This window comes from Brevibacillus massiliensis (assembly GCF_000311785.1).
Taxonomy (GTDB): Bacteria; Bacillota; Bacilli; order Brevibacillales; family Brevibacillaceae; genus Brevibacillus_C; species Brevibacillus_C massiliensis.
On record NZ_HE978544.1, the window covers coordinates 174,779 to 199,223 of the forward strand.

25 protein-coding genes and 1 pseudogene are annotated in these 24,445 nt (G+C 53.8%); 2 read left to right on the top strand and 24 right to left on the bottom strand.

Features of this window, described 5'->3' with window-relative positions; all coding sequences use genetic code 11:
* Positions 1-26: 26 nt before the first annotated feature.
* The 3 genes and pseudogenes from HGBM_RS18915 to HGBM_RS18925 all read right to left on the bottom strand — a co-directional run.
* Positions 27-1,415: a putrescine aminotransferase gene (locus HGBM_RS18915; RefSeq protein WP_019122650.1), complete on the bottom strand. Its 1,389-nt coding sequence runs from the start codon at positions 1,413-1,415 to the stop codon at positions 27-29.
* A 29-nt stretch (positions 1,416-1,444) separates the two neighbouring features.
* The gene (locus HGBM_RS18920; protein WP_019122651.1) at positions 1,445-2,917 is read right to left on the bottom strand and encodes an aldehyde dehydrogenase family protein; all 1,473 of its coding nucleotides are present in this window, start codon (positions 2,915-2,917) and stop codon (positions 1,445-1,447) included.
* Between the two features lie 188 nt (positions 2,918-3,105).
* Positions 3,106-3,439 (bottom strand): annotated as a pseudogene (locus HGBM_RS18925) (Putrescine importer PuuP); the annotation flags it as partial.
* Positions 3,440-3,886: 447 nt separating this feature from the next.
* On the opposite strand from HGBM_RS18925, the gene speB reads away from it, so the two are divergent.
* Positions 3,887-4,825, top strand: a complete 939-nt coding sequence (gene speB / locus HGBM_RS18930; protein WP_019122652.1) for an agmatinase — start codon at positions 3,887-3,889, stop codon at positions 4,823-4,825.
* A gap of 254 nt (positions 4,826-5,079) precedes the next feature.
* Here speB and HGBM_RS32305 read toward each other — a convergent pair whose 3' ends face one another.
* The gene (locus tag HGBM_RS32305; RefSeq protein WP_315969970.1) at positions 5,080-5,232 is read right to left on the bottom strand and encodes a hypothetical protein; all 153 of its coding nucleotides are present in this window, start codon (positions 5,230-5,232) and stop codon (positions 5,080-5,082) included.
* A 13-nt stretch (positions 5,233-5,245) separates the two neighbouring features.
* Positions 5,246-6,085 (bottom strand): helix-turn-helix transcriptional regulator, encoded by an 840-nt coding sequence (locus HGBM_RS18940; protein ID WP_019122653.1) that lies wholly within the window; start codon positions 6,083-6,085, stop codon positions 5,246-5,248.
* A 129-nt stretch (positions 6,086-6,214) separates the two neighbouring features.
* On the opposite strand from HGBM_RS18940, the gene fabF reads away from it, so the two are divergent.
* The gene (gene fabF, locus HGBM_RS18945; protein ID WP_019122654.1) at positions 6,215-7,447 is read left to right on the top strand and encodes a beta-ketoacyl-ACP synthase II; all 1,233 of its coding nucleotides are present in this window, start codon (positions 6,215-6,217) and stop codon (positions 7,445-7,447) included.
* Positions 7,448-7,863: 416 nt separating this feature from the next.
* Here fabF and HGBM_RS18950 read toward each other — a convergent pair whose 3' ends face one another.
* The 19 genes from HGBM_RS18950 to HGBM_RS19040 form a co-directional block, all read right to left on the bottom strand.
* On the bottom strand, positions 7,864-8,259 hold the full coding sequence (locus HGBM_RS18950; protein WP_019122655.1) for a hypothetical protein: 396 nt from the start codon (positions 8,257-8,259) through the stop codon (positions 7,864-7,866).
* 24 nt (positions 8,260-8,283) lie between these two features.
* Entirely contained in the window at positions 8,284-8,658 is a 375-nt protein-coding gene (locus HGBM_RS18955; protein ID WP_019122656.1) for a hypothetical protein, read from the bottom strand.
* A 216-nt stretch (positions 8,659-8,874) separates the two neighbouring features.
* Entirely contained in the window at positions 8,875-9,135 is a 261-nt protein-coding gene (locus HGBM_RS18960) for a YciI family protein (protein WP_019122657.1), read from the bottom strand.
* Between the two features lie 36 nt (positions 9,136-9,171).
* The gene (locus HGBM_RS28000) at positions 9,172-9,855 is read right to left on the bottom strand and encodes a riboflavin kinase (protein WP_019122658.1); all 684 of its coding nucleotides are present in this window, start codon (positions 9,853-9,855) and stop codon (positions 9,172-9,174) included.
* A 36-nt stretch (positions 9,856-9,891) separates the two neighbouring features.
* Entirely contained in the window at positions 9,892-10,428 is a 537-nt protein-coding gene (locus HGBM_RS18970) for an NADPH-dependent FMN reductase (RefSeq protein WP_019122659.1), read from the bottom strand.
* Between the two features lie 57 nt (positions 10,429-10,485).
* The gene (locus tag HGBM_RS18975) at positions 10,486-11,589 is read right to left on the bottom strand and encodes an ABC transporter ATP-binding protein (RefSeq protein WP_019122660.1); all 1,104 of its coding nucleotides are present in this window, start codon (positions 11,587-11,589) and stop codon (positions 10,486-10,488) included.
* Between the two features lie 16 nt (positions 11,590-11,605).
* The gene (locus tag HGBM_RS28005) at positions 11,606-12,490 is read right to left on the bottom strand and encodes an ABC transporter permease (protein ID WP_019122661.1); all 885 of its coding nucleotides are present in this window, start codon (positions 12,488-12,490) and stop codon (positions 11,606-11,608) included.
* The gene (locus HGBM_RS18985) at positions 12,487-13,350 is read right to left on the bottom strand and encodes an ABC transporter permease (RefSeq protein WP_019122662.1); all 864 of its coding nucleotides are present in this window, start codon (positions 13,348-13,350) and stop codon (positions 12,487-12,489) included. The genes HGBM_RS28005 and HGBM_RS18985 overlap by 4 nt, the downstream gene beginning before the upstream one ends.
* Before the next feature lie 112 nt (positions 13,351-13,462).
* Positions 13,463-14,485, bottom strand: a complete 1,023-nt coding sequence (locus HGBM_RS18990; protein WP_081590248.1) for an ABC transporter substrate-binding protein — start codon at positions 14,483-14,485, stop codon at positions 13,463-13,465.
* A 94-nt stretch (positions 14,486-14,579) separates the two neighbouring features.
* Entirely contained in the window at positions 14,580-16,067 is a 1,488-nt protein-coding gene (locus tag HGBM_RS18995; RefSeq protein ID WP_019122664.1) for an aldehyde dehydrogenase, read from the bottom strand.
* 15 nt (positions 16,068-16,082) lie between these two features.
* On the bottom strand, positions 16,083-16,877 hold the full coding sequence (locus HGBM_RS19000) for an alpha/beta fold hydrolase (protein WP_019122665.1): 795 nt from the start codon (positions 16,875-16,877) through the stop codon (positions 16,083-16,085).
* Between the two features lies 1 nt (position 16,878).
* Positions 16,879-17,457, bottom strand: coding sequence for an amino acid synthesis family protein (locus tag HGBM_RS19005; protein WP_019122666.1), 579 nt, complete (start codon positions 17,455-17,457; stop codon positions 16,879-16,881).
* Between the two features lie 35 nt (positions 17,458-17,492).
* Positions 17,493-18,623 carry an LLM class flavin-dependent oxidoreductase gene (locus HGBM_RS19010; RefSeq protein WP_019122667.1) on the bottom strand — a complete coding sequence of 377 codons (1,131 nt, stop codon included), beginning with the start codon at positions 18,621-18,623 and terminating at the stop codon, positions 17,493-17,495.
* Between the two features lie 60 nt (positions 18,624-18,683).
* Entirely contained in the window at positions 18,684-19,382 is a 699-nt protein-coding gene (locus HGBM_RS32145) for a GntR family transcriptional regulator (RefSeq protein ID WP_019122668.1), read from the bottom strand.
* Between the two features lie 219 nt (positions 19,383-19,601).
* Positions 19,602-20,375 (bottom strand): ATP-binding cassette domain-containing protein, encoded by a 774-nt coding sequence (locus tag HGBM_RS19020; protein ID WP_019122669.1) that lies wholly within the window; start codon positions 20,373-20,375, stop codon positions 19,602-19,604.
* A 12-nt stretch (positions 20,376-20,387) separates the two neighbouring features.
* On the bottom strand, positions 20,388-21,161 hold the full coding sequence (locus HGBM_RS19025; protein ID WP_019122670.1) for an ABC transporter permease subunit: 774 nt from the start codon (positions 21,159-21,161) through the stop codon (positions 20,388-20,390).
* A gap of 19 nt (positions 21,162-21,180) precedes the next feature.
* Complete coding sequence (locus HGBM_RS19030) at positions 21,181-22,233, bottom strand: sulfonate ABC transporter substrate-binding protein (protein ID WP_019122671.1); 1,053 nt, start codon at positions 22,231-22,233, stop codon at positions 21,181-21,183.
* Positions 22,234-22,311: 78 nt separating this feature from the next.
* Entirely contained in the window at positions 22,312-23,127 is an 816-nt protein-coding gene (locus tag HGBM_RS19035; protein ID WP_019122672.1) for a VOC family protein, read from the bottom strand.
* A 481-nt stretch (positions 23,128-23,608) separates the two neighbouring features.
* Positions 23,609-24,250 (bottom strand): GntR family transcriptional regulator, encoded by a 642-nt coding sequence (locus HGBM_RS19040; RefSeq protein ID WP_019122673.1) that lies wholly within the window; start codon positions 24,248-24,250, stop codon positions 23,609-23,611.
* Between the last annotated feature and the right edge of the window lie 195 nt (positions 24,251-24,445).

Sequence of the window (24,445 nt, forward strand, 5' to 3'; positions counted from 1 at the left end):
AGCCTCTTTCGTCTTGGCAGATTTGTTTAGGAGCGAATGGCATCCAGAACCTGTTTGAAGGCGGCGATTACTTTGTCCGCTTCCTGATAGGTGATGGTAAGCGGCGGCTCGATGCGGATCGTCTTGGCATTGATCAGGGTACCGGCGACCAGCACGCCCTTGTCGAACAAGCCCTTGGATACCTCGTAGCCGATCTCATCCGTCCGGAATTCGATGCCGATCAACAGTCCCAATCCGCGGACTTCCATGACCTTATCGGAATGACCGGCCGCCGCGCTGCGCAGCCCTTGCAGCATGTAATCGCCCAGCTCGGCCGCTCTCGCCGGAAGATTCTCCTCAATCAGGACGTTAATGGTCGCGATCGCCGCAGCGCATGCCAGCGGATTGCCGCCAAACGTCGTCGTATGCATGAACGGATTGGGGAAGAAGCTTTTGAACACTTCCTCTGTCGCGACCACGGCCCCCGCCGGCATGATGCCGCCGCCAAAGGCCTTGGCCAGACACATGATGTCAGGTACAACGCCGTAATGCTCGGCAGCAAACATCTTGCCTGTCCGTCCCATCCCGGTTTGCACTTCGTCAAAGATAAGCAGGGCGCCAAACTGGTCGCAAAGCTTGCGAACCTGCTGCAAATAACCGTCCGGCGGAAGATTTACCCCGCCCTCTCCCTGAATCGGCTCAAGAATGACCGCAGCGACGTCCTCCCCTGTCAGCGCGCACGCTTCAAACGTCTTTCTCATCATGTCGATGTCGCCAAAGTGCACGTGCCTAAAACCGGGAATCATCGGCAAAAACGGCTTGCGGAAGACGCCTTTGGCCGTACCCGACAGCGATCCCAGGCTCTTGCCGTGGAACGCTTTCGTCGCAGCGATGAAGGTGATGCGGTCGCTGTACATTTTGGCCAGCTTGATCGCCGCCTCGATCGTCTCGGTGCCGCTGTTGCCAAAGTAGGAGTACTTCAAGTCACCAGGGGTAATGTCGGCGAGAATCTTGGCCAGCATCGCCCGAAGCGGATCGAGCAGATCCTGGCTGTGCAGCGCCTGCCGGTTCAACTGGTTGATGACCGCCTGCACGACCTTCGGATGGCGGTGGCCGACATTGTAGATGCCGAATCCGCCGAGACAGTCGATGTACTCTTTGCCGTTCACATCGACGAAGCAGTTGGCGCCGGAATCCTTCCATTCCACGGCGGCAAACTGTCCGTCCTTGGTCACCGATTTGCGGTACGCGAGAAAGCCGGGGTTGACGTGGTCGCGGAAGTTGTCTACCGTCTGCCTGGTCACCCACTCTGCCTCTTCTTTGCTGATCTCTTCTTTTGCAATCAATCCAAGCACCTTGTTGGTGTATTCATATACTTCCGACAATCTGTCGATCAACTTTTCCTGTTTGTGCCGTACGCCGCTGTTTGTACTCATAAAAGCCTCCCATTTGCTTGCACGGCCGATTACCCTTCAAACCAGCCGATTGGTTCCACCTGCAGGTTGATATTGATTTGTTTCACTTCGGTAAACTCGTCAAAGCCGAAGGTGCCCAGGTTGCGGCCGATCCCGCTTTGCTTGTAGCCGCCCCACGGGGCTTCGTTGTACGTCGGATGGTAGGTGTTGATCCAGGTGATGCCGGCGCGGAGCTTCTTGATCACGCGCAGCGCCTTGGCTCCGTCGTTGGTAAAGACACCTCCCGCCAGGCCGTAAGCGGTATCGTTGGCCAGCCTGACCGCCTCTGCCTCGTCCTTGAATTTCTGTACGACCAGCACCGGTCCGAAGATCTCTTCCTGCACGACCCGCATTTCCGGGGTGGTGTCGACAAAGATCGTCGGCTCGACAAAATATCCCTTCTCCAAACCGTTTGCCGTAATCCGGCGGCCGCCGCATACCAGCCGCGCCCCTTCCTGCTTGCCGAGCTCGATGTAGCGAAGCACCTTTTCCATATGCGCTTCGCTGACGAGCGGTCCCATCTCTGTCGATGGTTCAAGGCCGGGGCCTACGCGGATTTTCCCTGCCCGCTCCACCAGCCGCTCGACAAAGCGGTCGTGGATGCTCTCTTCGAGCAACAGCCGCGAGCCGGCGGAGCAGACCTGCCCCTGGTTGGCGAAGATCGCGAACAAGGCATAGTCGACTGCCGTCTCGAAGTCGGCGTCGGCGAAGACGATGTTGGGGGATTTGCCGCCAAGCTCAAGCGAGATCTTCTTGATATTGCCGGCGGCCGCTTTCATGATGCTGCGCCCCGTAACCGTTCCCCCCGTGAACGAGATCATGTCGACCTCATGGCTTTCCGCCAGCTCGTTGCCAACTGTCAGACCGGCGCCCATCACCATGTTGGCCACCCCTTTGGGAACCCCCGCTTCCTCGATGATTTCAAACAATTTGCCCGCTGTGACCGGCGTTACTTCCGACGGTTTGAACACGATCGTATTGCCGGCGGCAAGGGCCGGGGCAATCTTCCAGACAGCCATCAGCAAGGGGTAATTCCACGGAACGATCAATCCGCAAACGCCAACTGGTTCGCGGACGACCAACGCCTGCATCGGATCGGCGACGTGGTACGTCTGGCCGTCCGGTTTTGTCACCATGCCGGCATAGTAGCGAAAACACGCCGCCGCATCTGCCACATCTGCCGCTGTCTCGCGCAGAGGTTTGCCGTTGTCCAGAGTCTCCAGCCGGGCGATCTCCTCCGCGTTTTGCTCCAGCTTGTCGGCGATGGCAAACAGGCACGCTGCCCGCTGCGCCGCCGGAATCTCAGACCAGACGCCGCTTTCGAACGCATCTCTTGCCGCCGAAATGGCCTCGCGGGCGTCTTCTACATCGCCTTCGGCTGCCAGCGCGATAACCTCCCCGTTGGCGGGATTAACGATTTCCCTGGTTTTTCCGCTTTTAGCGTCTACCCATTGGCCGTTCACATACATCTGAAGCTTGATCATCCCTATCCCTTCCTTTTCCGTTATCCTTCATTGTTCGTACGCAAGCATATACCGTGCCAATCGGCTGATTCCCCTTCACGCCCGCTTTTTGCTTGGGAGCAGCAGATCGATTTTATGCAAAACTGAATTATTTATGCGATGTTGGGTAGCTGTTACACCGTATGCTGGAATTCGAACTGCGGCGGTTTCCTGAAGAAGAGCTTGCTCAAATGCAGAAGATCGAGAAAGTCAGCCGCATTCCAGATCAACCCGACCATAAATCCAACGTAGGGGTATGATCGTCCTCGACGCATAGGTGTAAGCCGAACCGGCCCGGGGGAATACCTTGACCATCTTTCCGTAGCTGGACGCCGTAAACAGCAAAACAGCCAGCGTCAAGACGTAAGCGGCCGGAACATGGCCGTCCGTTACCTCTGACACGATCCCAATCGCATCGAAAACAGCCATCGGTGCCAAGTAACCGGGCCCGATGACGACAATATGCCACAGCTTCAACGATCTTTTCAGTTCTGCAGTCCGCAGTTCCAAACGAATTCCTCCTCATCGCTTCAAAGTGATAGGTCAGCTGAATAGCCGAAAAAAACCATGTCCTTTATGCAAAATTGAATAATCTATTCAAATCTGGGAAATAGCAATAAAAAAACCAAGCCGGGCGCATTACAAAAATCGCCTGGCTTGGCAGTCTGTCTACGTTCCGCCCGTGAAACCCGCGCGAAAAAGAAGCGAGCACTTTCGAATAAACCATTCATTTTTGCATGCTAACGGGCCGTTAAACTGCTATAATACATGTATTTCAACATTGGCATTGTTTTTGCAATTTGAAAAAGCCTGATAGAAAATGATTCAGTGAGGTTGTTTGCAATGCAATGGAAACTATTTCTCATAGCCGTTCTGCTCTCGATGATCCTGTAGCGGGGCAAGTACTCCTTAACGCCATACCATCACCACAATCAAGAGGAGGAACTTGCCATGAAATATCCGCTCAGTCCAGATGTACAGCCTGAATTTTGCACGACCGGCTCTTTTATGCGCCTGCCCGCTTCCACTGAGAATCCCAAGCTGGCGATCGTCGGCATGCCATATGATACCGCCGCCTCGTTTCGAGTCGGCGCCCGCTTTGCGCCGCAGGCGATCCGCCAGGCTTCCATGACGCTGTTTCCCTACCATCCCGTACACAAGGTGTATCCGTTCGAGGAGACCAATGCCATCGATATCGGGGATGTATCAGTGATCCCTCACAATATTCACCGCAGCTACGAGCGTATCGAAGAAGCCGTGCTGGGTCTGATGAAGCAGGGGATCATCCCGATCGGTCTCGGCGGCGACCACTCCGTCACGCTGGCCAGCCTGCGGGCAGCCGCCAAGGTATACGGCCCGGTAGCGATGATTCAGTTTGATTCCCATACCGATACCTGGGATACCTACTACGAAGAAAAGTACTGGCACGGTTCGCCGTTTATCCGGGCTTACGAAGAAAACCTGCTGCAAGCCGACAAAGTGTTCCAGATTGGCATCCGCGGCACGCTGAACCACCCTGGCGACATTGAGGCCAGTTACGAGTTGGGCTATAACGTGATTACCTCTCAAGACCTGCGCAACCGGGGCATTGCCAACGTCGTCTGCGAGATCAAGGATAAGCTTGGAGATACTCCTTGCTTTTTGACCTTTGACATCGATTTCGTCGATCCGGCCTTCGCCCCCGGAACCGGCACGCCTGAAGCGGGCGGATTCACAAGCAGTGAAAGCCTGGAACTCATTCGCTCGCTCACCGGCCTCAACTATATCGGGTTTGATCTGGTGGAGGTTCTGCCCTCCTACGACCCGGCCAACATCACCTCCCTGTTGGCTGCTACCCTGATTCACGATTTCGCATGCCATGTTGCACTTAAGGAAAAGCGAAGCTATTAATTGTAGCTATACTGTCCTTCCATAAAAAGAAGTAGATCACCCTTGAGCCTAGCAAGCTGGGTGATCTACTTCTGTGACCTGCTTCTTTAGCTGAGAGCCGCCCCCCTATGGGGAACGTATGACGCAATGTTCACTTGTCATTGCCCTGCTGCGCTCTTTTGCCCAGCTCTTCCAACACTGCTTCCCAATACTCTTTCATCTCTTCCCGCACATGCTTGTCTACAAGATGTTCCTGATGAAAACTGATCGTTGTCTTATCGCCCGCTTTTGGGAGTATCCTTACCAGGCTGCAACCCCTCTACCGAGGCGACCAGCTCCCAGGCCCTCTCCTGCGATACAGGCAGGGTCCTTCTTACGCCAACTTGAAATCCGGCCGATTTCGTTTGTCCGACAACTCTCTGCTCCACACATTCAGCCCCTCTAATCGTGCTTGCGCATCAACTGCCTCATTTTTTCTTCGGTATCCGAGCCGGCAGAAGGCGTGTACACGCTTAAACGCAAATCGTTGTGTCCCTGAATCAACAGCGACGTCAGGTCAAACAGCATTTTCCCCGCCTTGGCATGCCGAAACTCGATGAATACCTCCGGTGCCGAGCTGACATCGTTGTGATTCCAAAAGTTTCGAAACTCGGGATTTGCTTTACCCATCTTTTCAATAAATTCATTATACCAGGGGTCGCCTACATACTGCCCGTAATAAGAACGGAAAATCGCCAGAAAGCCGCGGACAAAATCGCTCCAGTTAACTGCCAGCGCTTTAAATTCCTTCCTGGTAAACAGGATCCAGATAATGTTTCGCTCATCTGGCGGCACCAATAAAAAATCCATGAACACCCGGGCCGCAGCTTCGTTCCAACCGACGATATTGCAGCGCCGGTCCGAGACCATGGTCGGAAAATGCCGAAACTCGCTGAGAATCAGTTTGGTGGCGGCACTCATCACCGGAGGGCTTTCCGCTGTTGCCGAGGAGGCCGTTTGGCCGTGCGCAAGCATGAACAGGTATTTCCGCTCGTCCTCATTCAACTGCAGCGTATGCGCGATCCGGTCCAAAACCTGCGGAGACACGCTGATATCCCGCCCCTGTTCAAGCCATGTATACCAGGTTGTACTGACCCCGGAGAGCTGGGCTACCTCTTCCCTGCGAAGTCCAGGCGTGCGCCTTCTTCCGCCTGCCGGCAGTCCCACTTCATTCGGTTTCAATTTTGCCCGGTGTGTTTTTAAAAACTCGGACAGAGCCAAAAGGCGTACATCGTTATTCAATCCCGTTCACCTCAATCTGGACGGAGACCTATTCTATTATTAATTATACTATGATAGACAACAACTTGTAATATGATAAAGTCTGTGACATGATAATGTATATTTTTATATACAATGGAGGGGAAACAGATGTCACGTGTAGTAATAACTGGACTCGGAGTAATCACCCCGATCGGAAATGACGTGGATAGCTTCTGGAAAAACCTCGTTGCCGGAAAATCGGGAATTACTCTGATCGACACTTTCGATACCACTGAATATAAAACCAAATTTGCCGGGCTGGTCCGGGATTTCCAACCGGAAGCTTACATCGACCGCCGCGAGGCCCGCAGGATGGACCGGTTTTGCCAATTTGCCGTCGCTGCGGCCAAGCAGGCCCTCGACGATGCAGCCCTCCAGATAGATGAAAACAATGCAGAGCGCACGGGTGTCTACATCGGCTCCGGGATCGGCGGCATCCAAACATTATTGGAGAACTACCGAACCATGCTCACCCGCGGCCCTGGCCGTGTAAGTCCTACGATGGTTCCGGTCATGATCCCCAACATGGCGGCCGCTCAGGTAAGCATTCTGTATGGCATCAAGGGACCGACGTTGGCACCTGTCACGGCCTGCGCCACCGGCAACAACGCGATCGGTGAGGCGTTCAAGCTGATCCAGCGCGGCGGCGCCGATATAGTCGTCGCCGGCGGCACGGAATCGACGGTGACGGACTTGGCGATCGCCGGATTTGGCAATGCGACGGCACTCTCCACTCGCAATGACGAACCAGAGCGCGCCAGCCGCCCGTTCGATGCCCAGCGCGACGGTTTCGTGGCGGCTGAAGGCGCAGGCGTGCTCGTTCTCGAATCGCTGGAACACGCTGAGAAGCGGGGAGCCCGCATCTACGCGGAAGTCATCGGCTATGGCGCCTCCTCTGACGCCTACCACATGGTAGCGACCGATCCGGAGGGGCTGGGGGCATACCGGGCGATGAAAGCAGCCCTCGACGACGCCGGGATAGCACCGGAAGACGTCGATTACATCAATGCCCATGCGACCAGTACTCCAATCGGCGACCGCTCGGAGACCATGGCGATTAAAAAGTTGTTTGGCGATTACGCTTACCGCCTCCCGATCAGCTCCAACAAATCGATGTTTGGCCATATGCTCGGGGCAGCAGGCGGAGTGGAAGCCGTAGCCCTGGTCAAAACGTTGCAGAATGGCGTCATTCCGCCTACAATCAACCTGGAACATCCCGACCCGGAGTGCGATCTCGATTACGTTCCCAACCACGCCAGAGAAGCAGATCTGCAAATCGGACTATCCAACTCCTTCGGGTTCGGCGGCCACAACGCGGTTATCGTACTGAAAAAATATTAATCAACGTCCATAAAGCGAAAAAGGATGGGAATTTGCACCCCCATCCTTTTTTTGTCGCCTTCATGTCCCGGACTGTTTGCCATTCACTGAACGCTTCACACGGTTTTTCTTTTGCGCTGTCCCCACGTTTTGAAGGCCGACAGCAGGAAGATCGCGACGAGAGATGCGACTTGCAGCGCGATTCCGACGTAAAGCTGTCAGCTCCCGTACTTGTAATACGGCTTCCATCTCATCACTCCTTCCCGCTTGATTGGCCGGGCGGATCGGTAGCTTTTCCGAATGCTATCCGCCCGTGAATGGGTCAGTGCCAGCTGCAATGCCTCATCGAGTCGACCGGAATGGTTTCGATTTCCTTGCCGCTCAGGTCGACGCGGTCTGGAACGGTCTGGTTCAGATCGGTCAAGTCGACTGCCAGGTTAACGGCGACTTCGTGTTTTTTTCCCGGCTTCGTCCTTGCCGACGATCACGATTTTCGCCGTCTCATGCTCGATGTAATTGTCTCGATTGATGGCCGCGTCGAGGTCAATCTCCTGCACTTTGATCTCATCTGTCAGCTTCGGAAGGTTCGGCTTCAGACCGATCGCTGCAGCCGGGATTTGCGGGTGCTCCCCGTCCGGCTGGCCGCTGCCGTGTTCCATGCCGGATGCTTTTTTGACGATGAAGGAGCCAAGTGCATTGACAGCGACCGGCACTTGTTCACCGCTCAGATGAAGGGATACATGCTTGCCGCCGTTCGTGCCGTCTTCCAAGGTGACTTGGTCCCGCAGATGTCCGACCAACGCGTCGATTACGTTCTCCGCTTCCCCTGTCATCGCCGGTTTTTCGTTATAGTTCTGCTATTTTCTACCAGTCGCCTCCATGACCCGGTACACGTCGCTGTCTGCCGGTTTGACGACCGTCTTGTCTTCCTGCCGATAGACATTCACAGCCTTCGTGCCGCCAGCGCTGCTGTCCGCCTGGATGGCTGCACTTGCGGCATGCCGGATAAAATCAGCCTTGACGTTGGATTGGACCTTCAACATTTCCGCGTCGTTATCGGTGATGGTGACATGCAGATGGCCGGTGATGCTGGAAACGGCCAGATTGTTTTTCAGGGCGGTTTTGTAGACGTCATACCCGGAGCTTCCTGCAGCCGCGGTAAAGCCGCTGGCCAGCAGCATGACGGCTCCGACCCCGATGCCAGTCCCCATCGCCATCCACTTCTTTTTCATCGTGAATCCCTCCATGACAAGTTATTATTGGTTCAGAAAGCCTTCACCTGCCGGAAAACTTTCTGTATTCAGCGTAGCCTGCAACCCTAAACTGCCTGTAAACCAATTCTAAAAAAAGTCTAAAATGATGTTTTGCCGGTTGCCCAAGGGGATTGCTTCTTCCCGCCTGCATGAGAAAAAGCTCCTTATCTCTGCTGAGATAAGGAGCTTTTTGTTCTATAGTATCGCCTGCCACTCGCGAAGATCGAGCTTCCGGGATCCTTCCCGTACATGCGGATCGCTTTCCGCCAACTGCCGCGCTTCTTCCCAACTGTCGGCAATATACACGACCAAACCGCCCGAACCGTCGGCAAACGGTCCTCTTCCCCATACTTTTCCCGCCCGCTGCAGCTGCTCCAGATACGCGATGTGCCGGGAGCGGACCTCCTGATTTTTTACCGGGTCAAGCATGTGCAGGATGGCTGCATAGTACGCCATCTTCCTCCCCCTTCCACCGGATGTTTTTATTCCAGTCTAACATCCTCCAAGGTACGACCGGCAAAACTCCTGCAAATTGGCGGTCAGCCCGCCGTTTCCAAATTTGATCTGCGACGTCCGCTTCACGCTCTTCTGGAATGTCAGGTATTCGAGAAACGAAAGGACAGCCTTCCTCCGCTTCGTGATATGTGTCAACCCTCTGGCGTAAAGCGATGTCTCAATCGTGTTGTAGACGCCCCGGTTTATGCCGTAGACGTCTTCACACAACTTGCCAAAGGCAAAATCCGTCAAATGCACCTCGTCCTCTGCCGAGTTTAATAGTTCAAAGCGCTTTTGTACGTTTTGTACATCTTTTGCAATTTGCCGCGTCAACTGGTCTGCGCGAGGAAATTTCATCTCATCACGCACAAAGAAGCAGACATCCACTTCCAGCCTGGCACCGTAGATCGATTGGTCAAAGTTCAACAAGTGTACTTCGTAGTGCACGGCCGGCTGCAGCTCTGTGAAGGTGGGACGGATGCCGGCGTTCATGACCCCTTCGTATTGATTGCCCTGGTACCGGGCGATGACGCCGTACACCCCCAGCCGAAACTCGCCTTCGATCGCTTCCACCTGGAGATTGGCTGTGGGAAATCCCAGTTTCCTGGCAACCTGTCGTCCCCGGGTGACGGATCCCTTGATCATGCCAAGTGTATTGCGACGGATCTCCACAGTTTTCATGCACAACCCTCCATACCTTGCATGCAGATCTTTCGACTAGCCCCTCTTCAGTCCCTTTTGCATCATCACCAATTCGCGGGCCAGTGCCCGAATGCGCTCCTGTACGTCTGGATCAACAATCTGATTGTTCCGGAAGTGATCGTTGTGGGCGTACACGTAACCGGGCGCGACAAAGGCGCGGAAGTACCCCGCAATTGGTTTCAGTTGGTTTTCAATCACCAGGTAGTGTTGGTAGGTGCCCCCTGTCGCGATAAATCCCATCACCTTGTGGCGGAATGCGGACACCGGCACCAAGTCGAACAAGTTTTTCAGCGCGCCGCTGAGCGATCCCTGGAAGACAGGGGTGCCGATCAGGTAAAAATCAGCCGAGGAAACAATGTCAATGACCCGCTTGGTATCCCCTTCATATTTGGACGGGTCGCGGCCGTCGCAAAACTGCACATCGTACTGTTTTAGGTCCAGGTACTCCACCTCTGTCTCAGGGAAGCTAGCCTTTACCTCTTCCAACACGTTTTGTACCACAATCCCGGTTTTGGAACCGGTGATTGTACCAGAAATTCCTAGCAATTTCATCCGTATTCACCTCGATTATTTGATGCTGTTCCTTCGGCTGCTGCCGATTGTCAGCGGCTAGGAGGCCAAAACGATAGCGTTTTCGGGATCCCAGGTGACGTATACCTGGTCGCCGACAGACAGCATCCGCTCTCCGACCATGTGGATTTGCTTTTTTACGATAATGGTTTGGTTGGCCGACGATGTCAGCTTGTACTTGTAATTGTCGCCGAGGAAAACGGACTCCACGACTTTTGCCTCCATGAAGTTGGGGGAGGTCAGCTTGTCTCTGTTTGTCTCAATCTCCACCTTTTCCGGCCGAACCATCAGGACAACCTCGTCACCTTTACCACAGTCTTGTTTCGCTGATGCGTACAAAGTCCGGCCGCTTGCATCCGTGATCACCGTCTGTGGGCCGGACCGATCCGCCACCCTGCCCGGAAACAGGTTGGAATCGCCGAGGAATTCCGCAACGAAACGAGTGCGGGGATGGTCGTACAGATCAAGCGGCGTTCCCAATTGCTCGATCCGCCCTTTGTTGAAAATGGCGATCCGATCGCTCATCTTCAGCGCTTCCTCCTGATCGTGGGTGACGTAAATGATCGTCAATCCCAACTGACTGTGCAGGCGCCGTATCTCCAGCTGCATCGTTTCCCGCAGCTTCTTGTCCAGGGCAGCAAGCGGCTCGTCCATCAACAGGATATTGGGCTGAAACACCAGTGCCCGCGCCAGAGCCACCCGCTGCTGCTGACCGCCGGACAACTCCTGCGGCCTGCGCTGCCCAAATCCGTCCAGCTCGATCAGCTTCAGCATGTCGTTGACTCTTCGCTGAATTTCGCTTTTCTCCAGCTTGCGCATTTTCAGGGGAAACGCGATGTTGTCCGCGATGGTCATGTGCGGAAACAGCGAGTACTGTTGGAACACCATCCCGATATTTCGCTGATGTGGGGGTTTGTCGAGAATAGTTTGTCCGGATTGCAAAATATCGCCGGAGGTCGGCTCCAAAAATCCGGCAATCGCCAGCAAAGTCGTCGATTTGCCCGATCCGCTGGAACCCAAGAGCGTCATGAATTCCCCCCGTTTAATCTGCAGTGAAACGTCGTCGACTGCCAGGAAGTCCTTGTACTCCTTGCGAAGGTTTACGATATGCAGGTAATTTTCTTCCGCTTGTTGTCTTGTCATCATGCGCTTCTCCTTTCTACTCCCGTTTGCCGGAAGGACTGCCGAACACGTCAGCGGAGCCTTTTGACGTTGTGACTACCAGCATGATGGTAGAGAGTGCGATCATAATGGTAGAAAGTGCGGCGATGACGGGGGACAGATCCAGCCGCAGTGTCGTCCATATCTTGACGGGCAGCGTTATCGTTTGCGGGTCTGTCACGAACATCGACGTAATCACTTCATCCCATGAGATCGCAAACGCGAACACGGCACCCGAAGTCACACCGGGCCGAATGAGCGGCAGCACCACGTAGCGAAACGTCTGCCACGGCCCCGCACCACAGCTGGCCGCTGCGTATTCCACAGCCGGACTCACCGCCCGAAATGCGTTGGAGACATTAATCACGACGTAGGGAAGGGCCAGGACGGTATGCGTAATGACCAGACCGGTCAGTGTTCCGTTCATCCCAAGCTTGAGAAACAGGCTGTAGACCGCAATCGCGTAGATGATGTACGGCATGATCATCGGCATCAGCAATAGGCCGTTTAAAAGGTCCCGACCCGGAAATTTTCCTCTCACCAATGCGTAACTGACCGGAACCCCGATTAATTGCGATAGGAAGACAACGGAAATGCCTACCTTCACACTGTTCATAATCGGTCCCCACCAGTCCGGGGAGCTGAACAGTTCTCCATACCATTTGAGGGTCCACGACGGAGGCGGGAACTGAAGCCACGGCGAGGAGCCAAAGGACAGCAAGGGAATGATGACGATCGGCAGCAGCAGAAACAGCACGATGAGACCGACAGCGAAGTAGAGCAGGATACGGCCCGCTTTTACCTGTCTTACGGAGCGACGGGTGCGGGGACGTTCCTTGGCTTTGGCGTGTATCGTGGTCAACGCGATTTCTCCCTTCTTCATGAAGCTCTCCTCTCCAAACGGTTGATTTTTAGATAGAAGACAAAGAAAATCATCGTCGTTGTGACCAGTACCACGGCTGCGGTTGCTCCCATGCCCCAGTTCAAGAGAGATTGGATTTGCTCTGCAATAAACTGCCCGATCATGGTGTCCTTGGAACCGCCAAGCAGTGCCGGTGTAATGTAATAACCGATCGTCATGACAAAGACCATGATCGAGCCGGCTCCTACTCCGGGAAGTGTCAGCGGCATAAAGATCCGCGTGAACACGACAGCCGGCGGCGCCCCCAAATTCGCTCCCGCTCGCATCAAGCCCGGATCAATGCTGGCCATCGTCGCATAGATCGGCAAAATCATAAACGGCAGCATGGTGTATACCATTCCGATGATGACGCCCGTAAAATTGTGAATCAATTGCAGCGGCTCATGGATGATGCCGAGATACAGCAGGGAACGATTGATGATGCCTTCGCTTTGCAGCAGGACCATCCAGGCGTAGGTTCGCACCAGCAAACTGGTCCAAAACGGTATCAGCACTGCGATCAGGATGAACTTCCTCATTTTGGACCCCACCGTCGTCATCGCGTAGGCGACCAGATAGCCCAGCACCAGCGTGATAAGTGTCACGGCAACGGCAATTTTAAACGTGTTGGCCAGCGAGCCGAGGTACGCCGATTCACGAAAGAATGCGGCGTAATTCTGCAGACCCCACTGCGGCTCGCTAAAACTTCGCAACAGGATGGTGACAATCGGATAGATAAAGAACAGGGCAAGCAATCCAACAGCCGGAATGACAAGCAGCATCTTGTTTGACCGCGTTGCTCCCAGGCGGATACGCTTCCTGCTTACTGTTTGCATACTCATTGCATTCCTCCTCAGGTCTTGGGTACCGAGACACTTTCTGCTGAGGGCGGCGTGGCGCTGCCATCCTTATGACAAGCGCCACGCCGGCGATGTTTCCGCGATGGTTTGCTGCTTACTTCAGCAACCAGGCGTTCCACTGTTGGATCACTTTGTCTTTGTTTTCCGCCCAGTAAGCCACGTCCAAGAGCACTTGCGACTCTTTGTGTTGAGAGGGCAGGTACGGGAAGAGCTTGCTGTCTACCAGGCCCATCGATTTCACGTTAATCGGTTCGTAGGATGTTTCATTGGCAAATCCCGCCTGTGCATCGACGCTTACCGCGTGGGCGATAAACTTCATGGCTGCCTCCTTGTTTTTGGCCCCTTTGGGAACAACCAGGTAATCCCCTGTCCGAATGTTTTGCGTCCAATCGATTTCGACAGGTGCCCCATCGTTTATCAGCGAATACATCCGACCGTTCCATACATAACCCATGCTCACCTCGCCATTGGCCATCAACTGTTGGGACTGCGCCCCCGTCTGCCACCACTTGATCGACGGCTTCAACTCATCCAGCTTGCGGAACGCGCGGTCAAGATCGAGCGGATACAGCTTGGACGGTTCGACGCCGTCGGCGAGCAGCGCCATTTCAAGCACGCCGACGGTCGGCCACTTGTAGACCGTACGATCGCCTGGGAATGCTGTCTGATCGAAAAAATCCTTCCACCCTTGCGGCTTTTCCTTGATTTTGCTGGTATTGTAGGCGTTTACAAACGAGTAGGCAAAGCTCCCTACGCCGTAATCAAACACGAAGTCGGGGTCGAGATCGCCTTTGTTGATCACCGAGAAATCCAGCGGTTCCAACAGACCGTCCTTAGCCGCCTGATAGGCAAAGTCGCCTTCCACGTCTACGACGTCCCATTTGACGTCGCCGCTTTCCACCATCGCCTTGAACTTGCCATAGTCGGTAGGGCCGTCCTGCACGACCTTGATTCCTGTCTCTTCTTCAAAAGGCTTCCCCCAGTACTTCATTTGGGCATCCTGGGTCGTTCCCCCCCAACTGACAAAGGTAACCGAACCCCCGCTGCCTTGTGCGGACGGCTGTCCACCCTCAGTAGAGGAACTGCCGGAATTTCCGCATCCCGCGATCAAAGCCATCGTCAAGGAAACGGCCCCTAACCTGGCGAACAAGCGCCTTTTTCCGTTTTTTTCATAAGAATCCCCCTATTTCTGATAAATAAGACAACTTTTGTTATCTCATGATGAACGGATCGGGCATCGGTTCGGTGGAGGTATTTACCCAAACCACCTTGCTCTGCGTGTATTCGTAGATGGCCTCCCAGCCGCCCTCCCTGCCGTAACCGCTGAACTTCACCCCGCCGATCGGCGCGATCGGCGAAATGCTGCGATACGTGTTGACCCAGACGATGCCGGCCCGGATGGCTTTGGCTACCCGATGTGCTTTCCCCACATTGCTGGTCCATATCCCTGCCGCAAGCCCGTACTTGCTCTCATTTGCCAGCTTGACTACTTCCTCTTCGCCGCGAAACGGGATAACGGTCAGGACCGGGCCAAAAATTTCTTCCTGGGCAATTTTCATTTGGTTGCTTGCATCCTCAAAGATCGTCGGCGTATAGTACCAGCCTTTTCCCAGCCCCTCGGGACGTCTCCCGCCAAACACGAGCTTGGCGCCTTCATCCAGTCCGGCCTGGACATACTCTTCCACCCGCTGCAGCTGCCCGGGGATGGCAAGCGGCCCCATCTCGGTTTCACCGGCCATTGGATCGCCGATCTTGATGTCCGAAGCTCTGCCGACCAACAGCTCCATCACCTTGTCGTACACATCCGCGTGGATAAACGCCCGCGAACCGGCGACGCAGCTTTGTCCCGCCGCCCCGAATATTCCCGCGACAATCCCCATCGCGGCATTGTACGGATCAGCGTCTTCAAACACGATGTTGGGGGACTTGCCGCCAAGCTCCAATGAGACGCGGGCGAAATTCTCCGCAGAGCCGCGCACCACATGACGGGCGGACTCCGGACCGCCGGTAAAGGCAATGCGATTTACCAGCGGGTGAGAGGTTAGCGCGCTTCCCACAGGATTGCCAAAGCCGGTCACCACGTTCACTACACCGGGCGGGAATCCGGCTTCCTCGACCAGCCGCATCAGTTCCAATAGGGAAGCGGAGGTCACCTCGGAAGGCTTGATCACAATCGTATTGCCGACGGCAAGCGCCGGAGCCAGTTTCAGCGTCGTCAAATAGAGCGGAGAGTTCCACGGAGTGATCGCAGCGACCACGCCCAATGGTTCCCGCGTGGAGAACACGAACAAGTCCGGCTTGTCAATGGGCAGCGTTTCACCGTGAATCTTGTCCGCCAGGCCTGCGAAATAGTGGTAAAACTCCGGCAAGTACTTCAACTGACCGCGCATTTCGCGAAGGAGTTTTCCGTTGTCCAATGTTTCATATACAGCCAGTTCTTCGGCCCGCTCGGCAATCAGATCGCCCAGGCGGCGCAGCAGCTTGCCGCGCTGGGTGTAGGTCATCCCGGCCCAGGCAGAATCTTCAAACGCTTTGCAGGCAGCCCGGACAGCCCGGTCCACATCCTCTGCCGTCCCCTTGGGAACCGTGCACCACGGCTCGCCGGTAGCCGGATTGAAGCTTGTGAAGGTTTCACCGGAAGCGGAGTCCACCCATTGACCATCGATGTACATTTGGTATCGTTTCAATTGGTTTTCCATACTGCCTCCTGTTTGTTATCCGTGTTTTTTCAAAAACGAAAGCAGAATTCGGTTAAACTCGGCTGCCCGTTCCACAGGCATCATGTGTTTCCCGCCCATTAGGATTTCCACGCTGGAATCCTTGATCTGCCTGCCCAGCATCCTCGCCATTTCTGGCGTTGATCCGCTGTCTTTTTCACCGGTGACGATCAAAGTCGGACACGCGATCTGCGGCAGTTCGTCGAACAGCTCCGCATCTGCATTGGCAAATACCGTGTAGGCTGCCAGGTAAGCTGCCGGATCGTTTTCCTCAAGGCGCCTTCTGACCGCTTCGACCACGTCCGCCCGATCCTTGCGAAACGCCGCTGTAAACCAACGTTCCAGGGCAGCGTCAATCGTGGCCGTATGCCCTTTTTCCCTGACTTCTTCCACACGGGAGAGCACGCCATTTCGCTGCTCGGGTGTCCGCTTGGCAACCGAATTGGCGATGACCAGGGCGGACAATCTGTTCGGGGCCTTCAGCGCAAAGGCTTCAGCCACGAGTCCCCCCATCGAAAAGCCGAGAATATGGGCCTTGGCGATATCCAGACGGTCGATTAACATCTGCAGCTGATCTGCGAACTGGGCCAGTGTGTACGGTCCTGGGGGGCGGGCCGATCGCCCGTGTCCCAGCATGTCGTAGAGAATCACCCGGTAGTGTCGGGACAGCTCGTCCACCTGCCGCTCCCACATGGTATGGTCAAGTCCGACGCCGTGAATCAGCACAAGGGGAAACCCGCTGCCCGCTTCCGCATAATACGTGAGTCTGTTTCCTTCACCGGCAAACGGCATGTTACACTAGCCCCATTTCCTTCATGTCCTGATGACGATTGCCGATCCGCGGGAACGGTCGCCCTCCCGTCGAAACACCGATGGCTACAATCATTTCATCTTCGCGGGGAGCATCCCCGATGTTGAATTCGAATGTCAGGTAGTGCGAACGCATGGATTCGTCCGTTTTGTGAACCATCGGGATCGTTACGAGGCTTCCTGCTCCTGCGCGCCTGCTGGAAAAGGGCAGAATGCTTGTCCCGTGGACGGCATCCCGGAACTTGTTTCCGAACTTCAATGTATGGATCAGAGCATTGGCGTGCTCCAGCTCCCCGTTCAGTCCGACGTTCGCTGCCTTTCCGTAAGCTTCGACATCGTCTGCCGAACCCACCAGCTTAAACAGGTACCCAACCAGCAGCTCGCCCAGTTTTGGTGCGATCTCGTCGATTTCCGGCTTCAGGTTCTCCACGTATCCCCTGCCTGCCCAGGGGTTCGTGATCACCGCCGCCACGGCCGCCATGGCAATCGGCGGATTCACCTCGCGGCCTCCTTCGCTGCGCAGTTCCTCGTAAGCGGTATACACCTTTCTAATGTCCAACATGTCGTGTCCTCCCTGTACGCAATTCGTTCGTTCGATTATTTGTTGATTCGCGGCATGACTTCTTCGGCGAACAATTTCAGGCTGCGCATGATCTTTTTGTGGTGCAGGCTGCCGTGATTCATCCACAGCAACAGGTTTTGGAGATTCAACTCTTCCTTCAATTCCAGAATCTTTTCTGCCACGTAGTCCGGCGTCCCGACCAGGAGGTTGCGCGGGTGCAGGAAGTCGAAGCTCAGCTCTGTTCCCGGTTGTAGCTCTTCGCCCGGGTCGAGCAGATTGCCCAGACCGCGCCAATGACAAATCCAGCGGTAGGTATGGAGGATGGCTTCCTCTGCGTCCCGGCGGGCCTCTTCCATCGTCTCGGCTATATAGCAGTCGCGTACAAGAGCAAGATCCTCACCCAGTTGAACCGGCACGCCCCTGGCTTCTTCGGCGGTTTGCCGGTACAGTTCGAACCGCCCCTTCAGTTCTTTGACGGTCGGCATCCAGAAAATCCCTTTTACGTTGTTCTGCGCGGCCCATTTGATCGAACGGGGCGTATCGATCACCTGCCAGAGCGGCGGCAGCGGACGTTGGTAGGGAGGCGGCATGATCGACATCCTGGTGATCTCGCCTTTTTCCATATCCATGTACTCTTCCGTTTGCGGGCTAAGCGGATGATTCCACTTCAGGCCCGGAGCCGGGAACTGGTAGAAACGTCCCTGATGGGAGAAGAACCGTTCTGAGAGCGCTTTCTTTAGAATGGCAAATGTCTCTTCGAACAGCGCTCTGTTTTGCTCCTGATCCTTGGGGTCGGACAACTGGTTCAGGTTCATCGCTTCACGGCCGTAAAGGCCGCGTCCCACTCCCACTTCCACCCGTCCCCCGCTCAACTGGTCCAGGAGGGCGATATCTTCCGCGAGGCGCAGAGGGTGCCAAAATGTGATGATGTTGGCGGCTTGTCCGATGCGGATCCGCTTCGTTCTCGCAGCGATATCTGCCCCCATCAAAATCGGGTTGGGGATTAATTCGTATCCTTCGTGGCCGAAGTGATGCTCCGTGTACCAGATCGAATCAAAACCGGCTGCATCACAAAAGATCGCCTGCTCTCTCGCTTCCTCGATCGCTTTATAAAATGTTTCGTGACGGCCAGGGCCGGCCAGGTTGGCAAATAATCCAAACTTCATATTCGATCCACACACCTTTCCGATTGTTCTCTCAAAAATGTTTCAATATTTCTGTCAGATCTATTCAGCAAATCCCATCTCAATCAGTTTCTTGGCAAGCCCTTCTCTCAATTTGTCGGCGCTTGCCCTGACGTGCTCCCGCATGAACCTCTCTGCCTTTTGATCTTCGCCGGACTTGATCGCCTCGTAAATTTGGCGGTGCTCATCCAAGGATTTTTTCAGCCGCTGCGGCTGTGAAAGCGTCAGGTACACGTACCGGCTGTACGGCAGCTGATTGCTGGACATTTGAAACAAATCCTGCAATTTTTTATTGTCGGAGCCCCTCATAATGGCACCGTGAAAACGGTCGTTTGCGTCCACGTAGAGGTCGATATTTCCTTTTTGCACGGCGTCTTCCAGATCCTTTGTCGCTTCCGCCAGCTCGACCAGCTCCGGCACATCTCCGCGTCGGGACAGTAATGCGGCCGCCACCCCCTCCAACACCTCCTTTACCGTAAACAACTCGTTGATTTCCTTTTCAGTAGGTTTGGTGACACAAGTACCGACACGTGGGATGACCTCGACAAGCCCTTCCCGCTGCAATTGCTTAAGCGCCTCACGTACAGGCGTTCTGCTGACGCCAAACAACTGCGCCAACGAAGTCTCCGAGAGCTTCTCCCCGGGACGAAAATACCCGGATACAATCGACTTCCGCAGTGCGTTGGTCACCTGTGTGTGAATACTCTCGATGGACAACTCCGTAGGAAACGACTTCTCCATAACAACACCCCATCTTGATTCTGCCATCTTGTACCATGCAGCATAGCGTATGTACCATGTACCATACAAGGCGGTTCATTAGAAAGTTTACAAGAAATGAATCTATTGCGTCAATATAAACTTTTCAAAATTTAATTGCCGCGCTCTTTGACTGCAATCGCATTCCGAAACACCAAACAGAGCCAAGGATTGAACCCCTTGGCTCCCGTTTGGGCCGTCCTATTCTCTCTCTGGAGCCCCCATGATCCGCTCCACAACGTTTTTCTCCAGCAGGGCGAGGGAAATATCTGAAAGCTGCCGCGGCCGCTTTGCGTGATTGGGAATGTCCAGTGCAATCTGCCCATCCTCGATTAAGATGATCCGGTCTGCCAATCGCACCGCCTCCCGGACGTCATGGGTGACAAGCAAAGCCGTAAAGCCCAGGTCGAGCCATATCCTTTCGATGAGATTTTGCATCTCCAGGCGCGTTAACGCATCCAGCGCGCTCAGCGGTTCGTCCAACAGCAGCAGTGAAGGCTCGTGAACCAGCGCTCGAGCGAGTGCAACGCGCTGCTTTTGCCCGCCTGAAAGTGTCGAGGGCCATTCTTTTTGAAACGGCAGCAGGCCGACCGCATCCAATACTCGTTCTGCCTTTTCCCGCCAATTACCCTTCAGACCCAAGCCGACATTTTCAATTACCTTCTTCCACGGCAGCAGCCGCGAATCTTGGTACATCATGGTCGCCTTGGACTGCGATTCCTTTACCGGCACACCGTCAAACAGCAATTGTCCGTCGGTTAACGCATCCAATCCCGCAATCAGGCGCAGCAGCGTACTTTTCCCGCTCCCGCTCTTCCCTACGATGGCGACAAACTCCCCCGGCTCGATCGCCAGGTCAACGCCTTTCAATACTTCTTTATCGCCAAATGTTTTGACGACATGGTTTACGTGAATATGAACCCCCCGGGATTTACCCGTTTCTTCTTTTCTGCTCTCCAGTGCGCTGCCGCTCATCCTGCTTCCTCCTCAGTTTTGAATGTTATAGCTGGGATGCCAGCGGAGTGCCCGGCGCTCTCCCCAATGCGCCAGCAAATCTGCCAGCTTGCCAAGCAAGGCATACAAAATGATGCTGATGATGATGATGTCGGTCTGCATGAATTCGCGGGCATTCGTCGCCAAATAGCCGATCCCTTCGTTTGTGGCGATCGTTTCCGCGATGATCAGCGTCAGCCACATGACGCCCAGCGCGTAGCGGATCCCCACGAAGATCGATGGCAGCGCTCCCGGCAGTAAAATCTCTCGAAACAATTGATAACCCTTCAGCCCGTACATGCGCCCCATTTCGATATAGCCGGCGTCCACCGTACGAATGCCGTGCAAGGTGTTGATGTAAACGGGAAACATCACCCCTAGTGCTACCAAAAAAATCTTCGAGCCTTCATCAATGCCCAGCCAGATGATGACAAGCGGAACGAGCGCCAGATGGGGAATGGTGCGAATCATCTGAACGGTCGTATCCGTCAATCGAAATGACGTTCTGGACAACCCGTTCAGCATTCCCAGAATAAAACCGATGCCCCCGCCAATCAACCCTCCAATAAACGCCCGGCTTAGACTCGCTTCGATATGATACGCCAGCTCCCCCGTCAGAATCAGATTCCAGGCCGACAACAGTACGGTCGCCGGCGATGGAAACAACTGCGAAGAAATGAGTTCGATTGAAGAACAAACTTGCCAACCCGCCAAGAGCAGAAGGGGAAGCAGCCAAGGCAAAGCCTGTTGCACAACTTTCGTTTTCATTACGCTTTTCACCCTGCCTTTACTTACTCAATTCCGGTGTCCACTTCGCATCGACCGGCATGACTTCCGCTACATTTACCTTTTTCGGGATCAGTCCGATGCGGTAAAAGACATCTGCCTGCACCTGTTGGGCTTGAATCACTTCCGGTGAGATTTTCTCCACACCGTACTGGCGGCGCTCAATCGCTCTTGTCATCACCTTTTGATCGATGCCCAGCATCTCAGACAGCAGCTTGATCACTTCCGGTTTATTTTCGTTTGCCCATTCATCCGATTTTTGGGTTGCTTCCAAAATGGCTTTTACCAATTCCGGGTGTTCCTCAGCAAACTTCACATTGGCGAAGTAAAAGGTCCGGTTGGGGTACTGGTAGTCAATGCCTTCCGTCAGGTTTACCGTCTGCAGGTCGGTTTCCACCCCGGCAAAGAACGGATCCCAGGAAGCCAGCGCGTCTACCTGCTTCGTTTCAAACACCGCGCGTCCTTGGGAAGCGTCTTTCACGTATACCCACTCGACATCATCAGCAGTCAACCCCGCTTTTTCCAATGCCAGCACCGCCAGATAGTGGTGATTGCCGCCTTTTAGCGCCGCGATTTTCTTGCCTTTCAGATTGGCGATGCTTTTGATCCCGGAGTCTTTGAGAACCATGACTCCTACTCCTTCTGGGTTGGGCAAGTCCGCTCCGACGTAAACCAGCGGCTTGTTGCTCGCTTGTGCGAAGATGCCTGGGCCATCCGCCGCATGTCCGTAGTCGATGCTGCCGGAGAACAATGCTTCAAGCAGCGGACCGCCTGATGCGAATACTTTCCATTCCACCTGATAGCCCTGCTCTTTCAGGCTTTTCTCCAGCAAGCGGCTCTCTTTTAAAATGTTTAGCGTATTTCCTTTTTGGTAGCCGATCCGAATCACTTTCCCGCTCTTGTCCGCACTGCCTGTTTGCTGGTCTGTTGAACCGCTCGTTTGCGTGTCCGCCGAACCGCTGTCCGGTTTTCCCACGGAGCCGCACCCAGCCAGCACCAGCATAAGCACCAGGAAAATTGCCGTCCAACGTCTGATGACTGTGTAGTTGTTCATGTACTGTCCACTCCTCGATTCTCTATTATTCATATGAAAATAGTAGGAATTACGTGTAAAAAAAATGACTTCCCTTGTTTAATCAAGGAACCGGTAGATGCCTCCCAAGACTTTTTGATCTCCCTTGGCAGAGCCCCCCGCGATTCCCGCCAAAAAAGCGCGTTCCCCGCGTGCGGCAAGCACTTCGGATACAGCTCCGCCAATGCCGATCGGACTTGCAAACACGAGGTTCCCGCCAGGAAGCAAGAGCGGTTGACACCTAGCCTGCAGCGATTCATCCACATACGCTTCGCCCGGTTTCAAACCAAGCCACTTCGCCCAATTGGCCGCCGTGCTCTCCGCGTCTTTTACTGCAAAAGCGACAAAGGATAAAGAAAGATCACCAGCCGGATGCGGGGCGATGACTCCTCTGTCTGTCAGATCACTTCTTCTCTCCTCATCGCTCTCGTCCCATTGAATGATAAAGGGAAGCGGCAATTCCTGATCGGGATGGCCTATATACAGCAACCGCCAGCTCACGACACTTCCATCCGGCCTTCGGCGGCTGAGCGGAACCGGCCCGTTCACTGTCAGCCCCTGCCGGGCAAAGTATTCGGCATCATGCTCGATTTGCGTTGTCCGAATGGCAATCCGGGCGAATCCTTCCGTATAGGAGTCGTTCACAACCGTCTCGATTAAACTGTACGCGAGATTGGGCCTCTCCTCGATTAACTTCTTATCATAGGCGCTCAAAAACTCGACATAACTTAAGTCAAAATAGCTAAGGGCATTGTATGTACCCCTGTTTTCATGGACGCCGCCCTCAACCGCGTGGACTCCTTGCTGCCTGAACAGCTGGACAGCCTCCTTCGGATCATTCACGAAATGAACCAGATGATCAAATTGAAATCTCATGATTTCTCTCCTCCGTTTCACGAATGTTTAATCATATCGCAAAAAGCAAAATCGTATCCGCGGCAAAGCTGCCAACCAATTCATACTATGTTGGTAGGTTTAATTGGATTTATACTTATTTTAATTCCCTGAAACGTAATGTCAAGCAAAAATACTTCCATAGATCTTCACTCTTTTGAAAGTGGCTAAAACTGCCGGTAACCCTTGGCCAGATCCTGGTGCAGATCATTTCGGCCCAACAAGCCTTTGTTTGGCCAGCGTTACCTCCCGTGTACGGATGCTGGAATGACATGCTACAGATATGGGAATTCAAGCGGGCATACTCATCTCGGTCCAATTTGCCGGACAAATGCCATATAAGGTCGCCGGAAGGATGAACCCTTCGACGATCCCACCACTTCGAAGGCAAAACTATATATCTTTGAAAATCAATTGTGGAAGGTGGAGAAAGGAAGTCGCCAATTCGCTGATGAAACCCAGATCATATAAGATACTGATAATTTTCCTCAATGGTTTTCCTCACATTGGCGACATGGTGCTTCATAGCTTCTTCTGCACCTAAAGCGTCCCGCTCTTTCAATGCCTGGTAGATATTCTTATGTTCCTGTAACGACTTTTCGTTTCTTCCAGGTACTAAAATGGTTCGAAAATGATACCGAATCAGCTGCGTTTTGATCATGTTCACCATCTTCACGGCTTGAATATTTTTAGCAAGCTTATAAATCGTATCGTGAAACTCGATATTTAACTTGGTGTATTCGTCGTAATTGTTTTCACACAGGTAATTTTCCATTTTAGACAAAATTTGCTCCAGATGGTTTAGATCATCCTCCAAAAAGTTCGGAACTGCCGAACGGATAATTAATCCCTCCAACACTTCCCTGATTTCAAGATAGTTTTTCACTTCTTCTATCGTAAACGACTTAATCGTAGCACCTTTATTGTTTTCTATAATAACTAAATTCTCCTGTTCCAATTTCAGCAAGGCGGTTTTGACCGTATTGCGGCTGACGCCAATGATTTCCGAAAGCTGACTTTCCACTAGTTTTTGAGAAGGTCTGTAAGTACCATTCAGTATTCTTTCCTTAATAAACTGGTATGCAAATTCCATTTGACGACTCATGGGAAAAATCCCCCCTCAAATAGATTGACAACATTATTTTCAACATTAATTTAACACAATTTTGATTTACATTCATTCTAAATTGTCAGATCATGGTTATCAAATTCAGGCATCGAAATAATGCAGTTTCATGTAGATAGCGACCATCTTGACGTACCCAAAGTAAAAACCCCCGTAAGACGAGGGTTTCTCACT

What these genes read in the sequence shown, in the direction of transcription:
- HGBM_RS18915 (WP_019122650.1), bottom strand. Translation starts at nt 1,415, where the DNA reads ATGAGTACAAACAGCGGCGTACGGCACAAACAGGAAAAGTTGATCGAC.
- HGBM_RS18920 (WP_019122651.1), bottom strand. Translation starts at nt 2,917, where the DNA reads ATGATCAAGCTTCAGATGTATGTGAACGGCCAATGGGTAGACGCTAAA.
- speB (WP_019122652.1), top strand. Translation starts at nt 3,887, where the DNA reads ATGAAATATCCGCTCAGTCCAGATGTACAGCCTGAATTTTGCACGACC.
- fabF (WP_019122654.1), top strand. Translation starts at nt 6,215, where the DNA reads ATGTCACGTGTAGTAATAACTGGACTCGGAGTAATCACCCCGATCGGA.
- HGBM_RS18950 (WP_019122655.1), bottom strand. Translation starts at nt 8,259, where the DNA reads ATGACAGGGGAAGCGGAGAACGTAATCGACGCGTTGGTCGGACATCTG.
- HGBM_RS18955 (WP_019122656.1), bottom strand. Translation starts at nt 8,658, where the DNA reads ATGAAAAAGAAGTGGATGGCGATGGGGACTGGCATCGGGGTCGGAGCC.
- HGBM_RS18960 (WP_019122657.1), bottom strand. Translation starts at nt 9,135, where the DNA reads ATGGCGTACTATGCAGCCATCCTGCACATGCTTGACCCGGTAAAAAAT.
- HGBM_RS28000 (WP_019122658.1), bottom strand. Translation starts at nt 9,855, where the DNA reads ATGAAAACTGTGGAGATCCGTCGCAATACACTTGGCATGATCAAGGGA.
- HGBM_RS18970 (WP_019122659.1), bottom strand. Translation starts at nt 10,428, where the DNA reads ATGAAATTGCTAGGAATTTCTGGTACAATCACCGGTTCCAAAACCGGG.
- HGBM_RS18975 (WP_019122660.1), bottom strand. Translation starts at nt 11,589, where the DNA reads ATGACAAGACAACAAGCGGAAGAAAATTACCTGCATATCGTAAACCTT.
- HGBM_RS28005 (WP_019122661.1), bottom strand. Translation starts at nt 12,490, where the DNA reads ATGAAGAAGGGAGAAATCGCGTTGACCACGATACACGCCAAAGCCAAG.
- HGBM_RS18985 (WP_019122662.1), bottom strand. Translation starts at nt 13,350, where the DNA reads ATGAGTATGCAAACAGTAAGCAGGAAGCGTATCCGCCTGGGAGCAACG.
- HGBM_RS18990 (WP_081590248.1), bottom strand. Translation starts at nt 14,485, where the DNA reads ATGGCTTTGATCGCGGGATGCGGAAATTCCGGCAGTTCCTCTACTGAG.
- HGBM_RS18995 (WP_019122664.1), bottom strand. Translation starts at nt 16,067, where the DNA reads ATGGAAAACCAATTGAAACGATACCAAATGTACATCGATGGTCAATGG.
- HGBM_RS19000 (WP_019122665.1), bottom strand. Translation starts at nt 16,877, where the DNA reads ATGCCGTTTGCCGGTGAAGGAAACAGACTCACGTATTATGCGGAAGCG.
- HGBM_RS19005 (WP_019122666.1), bottom strand. Translation starts at nt 17,457, where the DNA reads ATGTTGGACATTAGAAAGGTGTATACCGCTTACGAGGAACTGCGCAGC.
- HGBM_RS19010 (WP_019122667.1), bottom strand. Translation starts at nt 18,623, where the DNA reads ATGAAGTTTGGATTATTTGCCAACCTGGCCGGCCCTGGCCGTCACGAA.
- HGBM_RS32145 (WP_019122668.1), bottom strand. Translation starts at nt 19,382, where the DNA reads ATGGAGAAGTCGTTTCCTACGGAGTTGTCCATCGAGAGTATTCACACA.
- HGBM_RS19020 (WP_019122669.1), bottom strand. Translation starts at nt 20,375, where the DNA reads ATGAGCGGCAGCGCACTGGAGAGCAGAAAAGAAGAAACGGGTAAATCC.
- HGBM_RS19025 (WP_019122670.1), bottom strand. Translation starts at nt 21,161, where the DNA reads ATGAAAACGAAAGTTGTGCAACAGGCTTTGCCTTGGCTGCTTCCCCTT.
- HGBM_RS19030 (WP_019122671.1), bottom strand. Translation starts at nt 22,233, where the DNA reads ATGAACAACTACACAGTCATCAGACGTTGGACGGCAATTTTCCTGGTG.
- HGBM_RS19035 (WP_019122672.1), bottom strand. Translation starts at nt 23,127, where the DNA reads ATGAGATTTCAATTTGATCATCTGGTTCATTTCGTGAATGATCCGAAG.
- HGBM_RS19040 (WP_019122673.1), bottom strand. Translation starts at nt 24,250, where the DNA reads ATGAGTCGTCAAATGGAATTTGCATACCAGTTTATTAAGGAAAGAATA.